Raw genomic sequence first — 9443 nt, forward strand, 5'->3', positions numbered from 1 at the left:
TCATTCAACGATTGGTCAAATGCAAAACGGATATGTGGCACGATCCGGGTCTGAATACGTTTACCAATCAAACTGCGGACATAGCCGGCAGCATCATTGAGAATTTTAAGATTGTCTTCCACCTTGCTGTCGTCCATACCTAAAAAGGTTACAAATACCTTAGCATGTGACAGGTCACGAGATACTTCGACATCAGAGACGGTGATCATCGAGTGCAGCCGCGGGTCTTTTATCTCACGCTGCAAAATAACTGCCATTTCTTTTTTAATGTGTTGAGACAACCGGTCAACGCGGGAAAATTCTTTTGCCATTACTGTGTAATCCAATTTTGAGCCAGACAGAACACAACAGGGGCACTACGGCCCCTGTTTTATATGTTACCAGCAGTGTATTGCCTGTATGTGCTGGCCGGCGGTACTTTATAAAGTACGTTCAACCTGAATGGTTTCAAATACTTCAATCTGATCGCCTTCACGAACATCGTTGTAGTTTTTCACACCAATACCACATTCAAAGCCGTTCCTGACTTCGTTCACATCGTCTTTAAACCGACGCAGTGATTCCAGCTCACCTTCAAAGATAACCACATTATCACGCAGCACCCGAATTGGCGCATTGCGCTTAATCACACCTTCGGTGACCATACACCCGGCAATGGCACCAAACTTCGGTGAGCGGAACACATCACGTACCTGAGCCAGACCTATAATCTGCTGTTTAAACTCAGGGGCAAGCATACCGGTCATAGCGGCTCTGACTTCATCCAGCAGTTCATAAATGATGCTGTAATAACGCAGATCCAGGCCTTCATCTTCAATCATTTTGCGGGCTGAAGCATCAGCACGAACGTTAAAACCAATAATAATTGCTTGTGATGCCGCTGCCAGCGTGACGTCAGTTTCAGTAATACCACCGACACCACTACCGATAATTTTAATTTTCACTTCATCAGTAGACAGTTTAGCCAGTGATTCAGAAATTGCCTGCACCGACCCCTGAACATCACCTTTTAATACCAGGTTAAGTTCAGAGACATCACCTTCTTCCATGTTGGCAAACATGTTTTCCAGCTTGGCTTTTTGCTGCCGGGCCAGTTTAACATCGCGGAATTTACCCTGACGATATAATGCCACTTCCCGCGCTTTACGCTCATCTTTTACTACGGTGACTTCATCACCGGCCTGCGGGACACCTGATAAACCGAGGATTTCTACCGGAATAGACGGCCCTGCCGACTTTATCTCGCGACCATTTTCATCACGCATCGCCCGAACCCGGCCATATTCAAAACCGCACAGCACAATATCACCCTGATTAAGAGTACCTTCCTGTACCAAAATAGAGGCAACCGGGCCACGTCCTTTATCAAGCCGTGATTCAATAACAGCGCCACGGGCCAGACCATTTTTGACGGCCTTCAGTTCAAGCAGTTCAGCCTGGTTCAGGATAGCTTCCAACAGTTCATCAATGCCCTGACCGGATTTCGCTGAAACCTGAACAAACTGGGTGTCACCACCCCATTGCTCAGAGATAACATCAAACTGTGACAGCTCGTTCCGAACCCGATCCGGATCCGCTTCCGGTTTATCAATTTTATTCACTGCCACCACCAGCGGCACGCCAGCGGCCTTCGCATGCTGAATGGCTTCTTTGGTTTGCGGCATTACACCATCATCTGCTGCCACTACCAGGATAACGATATCAGTGGCTTTAGCACCACGGGCCCGCATTGACGTAAAAGCGGCGTGACCTGGGGTATCCAGGAACGTCACCATACCCCGATCTGTCTCCACGTGGTACGCACCAATATGCTGGGTAATACCACCGGCCTCACCGGCTGCAACTTTGGCTTTACGGATATAATCGAGTAATGACGTTTTACCATGGTCAACGTGACCCATCACGGTGACAACCGGTGCCCGTGGCTCCAGCTCACCTTCACCCTGACGATCCGACATTACCGCTTCTTCTAATTCATTTTCTTTGGTCAGGGTAAATTTATGGCCCATTTCCTCACAGACAATGGCGGCTGTTTCCTGATCAATGACCTGATTAATTGTCGCCATCGCGCCCATTTTCATCATGGTTTTAATGACTTCAGAGGCTTTAACTGCCATCTTAGACGCCAGTTCAGCAACCGTGATCGTTTCGCCGATTTTCACTTCCCGCTCAACCGGTTGTGCTGGCTTATTAAACCCATGTTGCATACTGGTAGGGGTTTTCTTTTTCTTGGTGTGACGATTGGCACGATTAAAGGCTTCCTTATCGTTACCGTCATCTTTCTTTTTACCTTTGGCTGGCGGAGCTTTTTTACCGACACCACGACGACCGGCCCGCTCTTCTTTCGCGTCTACTTCATCTTCGGCCTGTTTGGCAAATTCATTGCTGGTCAGGTGATAGTCGTCTTTTTCAGTCGACTTAGCTTTTTCTTCCTGCGCCCAACGCTCACTGTTTTCCTCAGCCAGTTTACGGGCCGCCTCAGCTTGTTTTTTCGCTTCTTCTTCCAGCTTACGCAAGGCTTCGGCTTCCTGCTGCTGACGAATATGCTCAGCTTCCCGCTTGGCTTCTTCTTTGGCAGCACGACGGGCGGCCTCTTCAGGATCGTCTTTTAACAGCTGGGCTTGTTTTGCTTCTTCACGCTTTTTAGCTTCAGCAGCTTTGCGTTCTGCTTCTTCTTTCGCTTTGGCAGCGGCAATATCACGTGCTTTCTGCTCTGCTTCCTGCCTGGCGCGATTGGCTTCAGCGTTAGCTTTTTCTTCCGCTATCCGGGCTTCTTCCTGCGCCTTTAATGTTGCTTCATCAACAACTGGCTTTTTGATATAAGTTTTCTGCTTGCGCACTTCTACCTGAATTTCCCGATTGCGACCGGCTCCGCCGGCTACGCTCAAAGTAGTTTTTTCTTTGCGCTTTAATGTCAGCTTTGACGGCTCTGCCGATTTACCACCGTGCTGCTTACTTAAATGTAACAGCAGGGTTTTTTTCTCATCTTCAGATACCTGCTGCCCTGCAGCTTTGGTGATACCTGCATCAGCAAATTGTTGTACTAACCGATCAACAGTTGTACCGACATCACTGGCCAGCTTCTCTATGGTGACTTCTGCCATTTGTGTTGTTACCTCCGTTGACTACTCAGTTACTTTCACTAAACCAAACAATATTGCGAGCAGCCATAATCAGCTCTGCGGCTTTTTGTTCAGTTACATCTGCTATATCTAATAAATCGTCGACACCTAACTCAGCTAAATCATCCAGGGTAGTAACACCTTTGCTGGCAATAACATAGGCAGTGTGGGTATCTAAACCGTCCAGCGCCAGCAGCGCCTCTGTCGGTTTGGCGTCTTCCAGAGATTCTTCACTGGCCAGCGCACGGGTTGTCAGTACTGCTTTGGCCCGGCCACGCAGCTCTTCGACTATCTCTTCATCAAAACCGTCGATTGATAACAGTTCACTGACAGGCACATAGGCCACTTCTTCCAGCGTTGAAAACCCTTCTTCGACCAATACATCAGCGAAGTCTTCGTCAATTTCCAGCGCTTCCATAAAGGCCTGACGCACTTTCTCCGTTTCTTCCTGGTGCTTTTTCTTCATATCAGAGACCGACATAACATTCAGCTCCCAGCCCGTTAACTGGCTGGCCAGCCTTACATTCTGGCCATTACGGCCAATTGCCATTGCCAGGTTGGAGTCTTCAACTGCGATATCCATCGAATGGGCATCTTCATCAACAATAATCGAAGCGACTTCAGCAGGTGCCATTGCGTTAATGACAAACTGTGCATCGTTGTCATCATACAGCACGATATCAACCCGCTCACCGGCCAGTTCATTTGAAACGCCCTGCACCCTTGAGCCGCGCATACCCACACAGGCACCCACCGGGTCTATCCGTCGGTCGTTACTTTTAACTGCAATTTTTGCGCGCGACCCCGGATCCCGGGCGGCACCACGCAATTCGATCATTTCTTCACCGATTTCCGGCACTTCAATCCGGAATAACTCTAACAGCATTTCAGGCCGGGCACGGCTTAAAAACAGCTGAGCGCCGCGCGCTTCCGGCTTCACATCGTACAATAAAGTACGGATACGGTCGCCCGGACGGTAGGTTTCCCGTGGTAACATTTCTTCGCGCGGTAACATGGCCTCGGCGTTGTTGCCTAAATCGACGATGATGCTGTCGCGGTTTACCTTTTTAACGACACCGGTTACTAACTCACCCACCTGATCAATATAAGCCTCGACAACCTGAGAGCGTTCAGCTTCGCGCACTTTCTGCACAATAACCTGTTTCGCCATCTGGGTGGTGATCCGATCAAACTCAATGGAGTCGATCGGCTCTTCATAATAATCACCGATTTTTACATCAGGTGAATCATATTGCGCAGCAGACAAAGTAATTTCGCGGGTAGGATGCTCCTGTACCGCATCATCCGCGACAACTTCCCAGCGCCGGAACGTCTCATAAGAGCCGGTTTTACGGTCAATGCTGACCCGAACTTCAATATCGCCTTCGTTTTTCTTTTTAGTGGCTGCAGCTAATGCAAATTCCAGCGCCTGGAAAATCTTTTCCCGTGGGACTGACTTTTCATTTGATACTGCATCGACAACCAATAATATTTCTTTTGCCATTGTATCTGCCTCGTTCTGACGCGACCCGAATACCTTAAAAAACCGGTACTACGTTTGCTTTGTCTATATTATCCAGCAGCAAACGATAGGGTTTGCCATCGACTTCCATAATTAACATGTCAGCGTCTAGTGCCTTTAACATGCCTTTGAATTTTCTTCTGTTATCTTGTGCTATTGTCAGTTTCACTTCAATTTGCTGGCCAACGGCCTGGGCAAAGTGTGCTTCAGTAAACAGTGGCCGGGCTAAACCGGGTGATGACACTTCAAGGGTATATTCGGTAGGGATAGGATCTTCAACGTCCAGCACAGCGCTGACTTCGCGGCTTACCAAAGCGCAATGATCAACCGTAATGCCGTCACTATGATCAATATAAAGTCGCAACGTTGTATGCCTGCCAGCCCGCAGCAGTTCAATACCCCATAATTCAAAACCGGCAGCGGTTACTGTCGGGCTCAACAACTCTGCCAGTTGTTGTTCTTGTTTAGTCAAAAAGACCTCCGAATACACCAATAAAAAATGGGCATAGCGCCCATTACTGCATAAAACTGACACGCCAGATACGAAAACGCCCCGAACAAGCGGGGCGAAGTAACATCCGAACAACACTCATATCGCCAATGAAATGCTGTTTTAATTTGGTTGCGGGAGATGGATTCAGACCTTCGCCCTGTAGTTGTAAAGAGGAGCCCAAGGCGCCTGACTATTACAACTGTTTAACCTAAAATGTGGTTGCGGGAGCCGGATTTGAACCGACGACCTTCGGGTTATGAGCCCGACGAGCTACCAGACTGCTCCATCCCGCGTCCGACTGATGGCGCATATTATATAGCGCCTTACCTGTTACCGCAAGCCTTGCATTGCAAAGCCGCGAATATAATTGGTGCCGAGAGCGGGACTTGAACCCGCACGTCCGAAGACACTACCCCCTCAAGATAGCGTGTCTACCAATTTCACCACCTCGGCAGAAAAAAGAGGTTAGCCTACCGGAATATCACTGTTATCGTCTTTCTTAACCGGTGCTTTTTCCACAGCCGGCGCTGACAAATCCCACTCATCTACCGGTGCACTTTGCTTCGCAGTGTAGTTACCCAGTACGATGCTTAACACAAAAAATAATGTGGCCAGTACTGTTGTGGTTTTCGTTAAAAAATTTCCAGTTCCGGATGAGCCAAAAACCGTCGATGAAGCACCGGCACCAAAGGCCGCACCCATATCAGCGCCTTTGCCATGCTGGATCAACACCAGGCCAATCAAGGCCATCGCCACCAATAGATACACTACAATAATAATTTCGTACATGCTTATTCCTTTGCACTTTGGCAAATTTGCATAAAATCTGCAGGTTTTAAGCTGGCACCGCCAACTAATGCACCATCAATATCGGCCTGAGCAAATAACGCCTTACAGTTTTCTGCGTTAACGCTGCCACCATATAAAATTTTTACTGTTGCAGCAGCGGCTGCATCATATTGCGCCAGCTGCTGCCGTACAAACGCATGGGTTGCCTGCGCTTGCTCCGGTGTAGCCGATTCACCGGTACCAATCGCCCAAACCGGCTCATAGGCCACGACTGAATTTACCAGCAATTCGGGGTGCGAAGAATACACTGCCGCTAACTGTTTCGCAATAACCTGCTCGGTATTTTCTTGCTGACGCTCTGTTAAGGTTTCACCAATACACAGTACCGGCGTCAGGCCGGCAGTTACGGCTTGTTGCATTTTCTGACAAATCAGTTGATCTGTCTCAGCGTAATACTGGCGCCGTTCTGAATGACCGATCAATACATAAGTTGCGCCTGTTTCCTTAATCAATGCAGCACTAAGTTCACCGGTGTAAGCGCCCTGCTCATGTTCATTTAAATTCTGTGCACCCAGCATATAATGCTGGCTCGCTGGAAAAAGCGGCAACAGGGTCGCAGGAGGACAGATTAAAACGTCTACCCCGGAACTTACGTCTGTTAACTGCTGGACAAAAGCCTCGACCAGCGCTCTGGACCCATTCATTTTCCAGTTGGCAGCGATCAGTTTTTTTGCTGACATACCATTATTCCCTGATTAAAAACCGCCGGAATACTAACCAAGCCAGTTGCAAAGAACAAGCTTAAACCGCCTCGGCAGCCACTGACTGCGGCTATAATGTGCAACGGCAGCCAGTAAACCTTAACTTGCCAGTTTTACCGCCGCGGCTATTTGTTCGGCGTAATCACGCACCACTTTTGCATCTTCACCCTCAACCATTACCCGGATAAGCGGCTCAGTACCTGATTTACGGATCAGTACCCGGCCTTTATCTGCCAGTAATGCCTCCACCTCGGCAATCTTCTGCTTAACGTGCTGTTTTTCAAGGGGCGCTGTGCCTTTCTCAAATTTAACGTTAACCAGTACCTGCGGCAGCTTTTGCATACCGCTGGTTAACTGTGCCAGCGTTTCACCTGTTACCAGCATAGCATTTAATACCTGCAGCGAGGCAATAATACCATCGCCGGTACAGGCATGATCTAAATTAAGAATATGGCCAGAGTTTTCACCGCCAATTCGCCAGTTTTTCTCCCGTAACAGTTCCATCACGTAGCGATCGCCTACGGCACTACGGGCAAAAGGAATATCCAGCGCTGCCAGAGCAAGCTCCAGACCAAGATTACTCATCAGGGTACCCACCACACCGCCCTGCAGCATTTTTTCCCGTTGGGCATAGCGGGCGATAATATAAACGATTTCATCACCGTCTAATACCCGCCCCTGTTTATCAACCATCATCACCCGATCACCGTCACCATCATAGGCAATACCTAAATCGGCCTGTTGCTCCAGCACTGTTTGCTGCAGCAAATCAGTATGGGTGGCACCACATTTGTCATTAATATTAAACCCATCAGGTTTACAGCCGATAGCATACACCTCAGCACCGAGCTCCTTAAATACCGCAGGTGCAATATGATAGGTAGCGCCGTGGGCACAATCGATTACTATTTTCAGACCTTTTAACGATAAATGGTTTTTTAAATGACTTTTACAAAATTCGATGTAGCGTCCGGCGGCATCTTCAATCCGCATAGCCCGACCCAGCTTTTCTGACGGCTCACAAACCATTGGCTGTTCCAGCTCACGTTCAATGGCCAGCTCCACATCATCCGGTAACTTGGTGCCGTCAGCCGAAAAGAACTTAATACCATTATCATAATACGGATTATGCGACGCGCTGATAACAATACCGGCCTCGGCCCGGAAAGTCCGGGTTAAATAAGCCACCGCCGGAGTGGGCATAGGTCCTAACAACCTGACATCCACCCCAGCAGCCACCAGGCCTGCTTCCAGCGCTGTTTCTAACAGATAGCCTGAGATCCGGGTATCTTTGCCTATCAGAACTTTACGGGTGCCTCGGGCCGATAATACGCGGCCCGCCGCCCAGCCCAGCTTCATGGCAAATTCCGGTGTAATGGGAAACTCACCCACCCGGCCACGTACTCCGTCAGTCCCAAAATATTTTCTACTCATGCTTCCACTCCAAAGCGCACCGCAGTCGCCACCTGCACTGCCTGTACTGTTTCTTTCACGTCATGAACCCGGATAATCCGGGCGCCCTGTAATGCGGCAATTGTCGCACACGCCAGACTACCTGCCAAACGCTGATTTAATGGCACCTCAAGTAACTGACCAATCATCGACTTGCGGGACATGCCGGCCAGCACCGGATAACCCAGTTTTACCAGCTGCTCCAGCGCCGCCAGCAACTGATAGTTGTGACTCAGGGTTTTGCCAAAACCAAAGCCCGGGTCCAGAATAAGCTGATTTTTGCTAATGCCGGCAAACTGACAATCCATTGTCCGCCGTTGTAAAAACTTCACTACCTCAGCCACAACATCATCGTACTGCGGCTGTTGCTGCATAGTGCGCGGCTCCCCCTGCATATGCATCAGACAGACCGGCACATTTAACGAAGCAGCACACGCCAGCGCGCCGTCGCCCTGCAAGGCCTGCACATCATTAATGATATCGGCTCCGGCCTCAACGGCTGCTGACATGACACCGGCTTTACTGGTATCTACCGACAGTACACAATCAAATCGCTGCCGGATGGCTTCAATCACCGGTATCACGCGGTCAAGTTCTTGCTGCAACGGCACCGCAGCCGCGCCAGGGCGGGTCGATTCACCACCAATATCCAGAATTGCCGCCCCATCTGTCAGCATTTGCTCTGCCTGGCGCAGCGCCTCATCTGGCTTAAAATACCGGCCACCATCAGAAAATGAGTCAGGTGTAATATTTAAAATACCCATAACCACCGGTGTTGATAAATCTAACTGGCGCTGACGTGGAAGTTGTAGCTGCATATATATTACCTCAATGATAAGCGCTCTGAGATTTTAAGGCAGATAAAAATAAACCCCGGATATCCGGGGCTTACAGTATAACCAGTGTCTGCTATCGATGCATATGGTTAATGCGCATCATTGCAAAACAACCTTAATGACTCTTAATGCAGGTTACCTTCTGAAGGCTTGTCTGTTGCTACCGGCCCTTCGCTTTCAGTTTTCGCTTTACCGGTACCATCATTGTCATCATTGCCTTTATCACGTGGCTCCCAATTTTCTGGCTGGCGGACATCACGGCGCGCCATCAGGTCGTCGATTTGTTTGGCATCAATGGTTTCATACTTCATCAGGGCATCCTTCATTGCATGTAAGATGTCCATATTGTCTTCTATCAGCTTCTTGGCACGCACATAATTACGGTCAATAAAGGCACGGATCTCTGCATCAATTGCTTTTACTGTATCTTCTGACATGTGCTTGTTCTTGCTGACCGAACGACCTAAA

Annotated in this window: 8 protein-coding genes, 2 tRNA genes and 1 pseudogene; all 11 read right to left on the reverse strand. The window is 49.0% G+C overall.

Annotation, left to right across the window (positions count from 1 at the left end; all coding sequences use genetic code 11):
• On the reverse strand, window positions 1–311 hold a 311-nt coding region (gene rbfA, locus R3177_RS10235; protein WP_318970937.1), incomplete at its 3' end, for a 30S ribosome-binding factor RbfA.
• 108 nt (window positions 312–419) lie between these two features.
• Window positions 420–3104: a translation initiation factor IF-2 gene (infB, locus tag R3177_RS10240; protein WP_318970938.1), complete on the reverse strand. Its 2685-nt coding sequence runs from the start codon at window positions 3102–3104 to the stop codon at window positions 420–422.
• Between the two features lie 25 nt (window positions 3105–3129).
• On the reverse strand, window positions 3130–4626 hold the full coding sequence (gene nusA, locus R3177_RS10245) for a transcription termination factor NusA (protein WP_318970939.1): 1497 nt from the start codon (window positions 4624–4626) through the stop codon (window positions 3130–3132).
• A 34-nt stretch (window positions 4627–4660) separates the two neighbouring features.
• Entirely contained in the window at window positions 4661–5116 is a 456-nt protein-coding gene (gene rimP, locus R3177_RS10250; RefSeq protein WP_318970940.1) for a ribosome maturation factor RimP, read from the reverse strand.
• Between the two features lie 237 nt (window positions 5117–5353).
• Window positions 5354–5430: transfer RNA gene (locus R3177_RS10255), tRNA-Met, on the reverse strand.
• 75 nt (window positions 5431–5505) lie between these two features.
• Window positions 5506–5590 (reverse strand) — tRNA-Leu (locus R3177_RS10260).
• A gap of 12 nt (window positions 5591–5602) precedes the next feature.
• Window positions 5603–5926 carry a preprotein translocase subunit SecG gene (gene secG / locus R3177_RS10265; RefSeq protein ID WP_318970941.1) on the reverse strand — a complete coding sequence of 108 codons (324 nt, stop codon included), beginning with the start codon at window positions 5924–5926 and terminating at the stop codon, window positions 5603–5605.
• A 2-nt stretch (window positions 5927–5928) separates the two neighbouring features.
• Entirely contained in the window at window positions 5929–6666 is a 738-nt protein-coding gene (tpiA, locus tag R3177_RS10270; protein ID WP_318970942.1) for a triose-phosphate isomerase, read from the reverse strand.
• Between the two features lie 120 nt (window positions 6667–6786).
• Window positions 6787–8121 (reverse strand): phosphoglucosamine mutase, encoded by a 1335-nt coding sequence (glmM, locus tag R3177_RS10275; RefSeq protein WP_318970943.1) that lies wholly within the window; start codon window positions 8119–8121, stop codon window positions 6787–6789.
• Window positions 8118–8957: a dihydropteroate synthase gene (gene folP, locus R3177_RS10280; RefSeq protein ID WP_318970944.1), complete on the reverse strand. Its 840-nt coding sequence runs from the start codon at window positions 8955–8957 to the stop codon at window positions 8118–8120. The genes glmM and folP overlap by 4 nt, the downstream gene beginning before the upstream one ends.
• Before the next feature lie 143 nt (window positions 8958–9100).
• A pseudogene (locus R3177_RS10285) lies at window positions 9101–9443 on the reverse strand (ATP-dependent metalloprotease); the annotation flags it as partial.

The organism is Arsukibacterium sp. (genome assembly GCF_033722355.1).
In the GTDB taxonomy this organism is placed as follows: Bacteria; Pseudomonadota; Gammaproteobacteria; order Enterobacterales; family Alteromonadaceae; genus Alishewanella.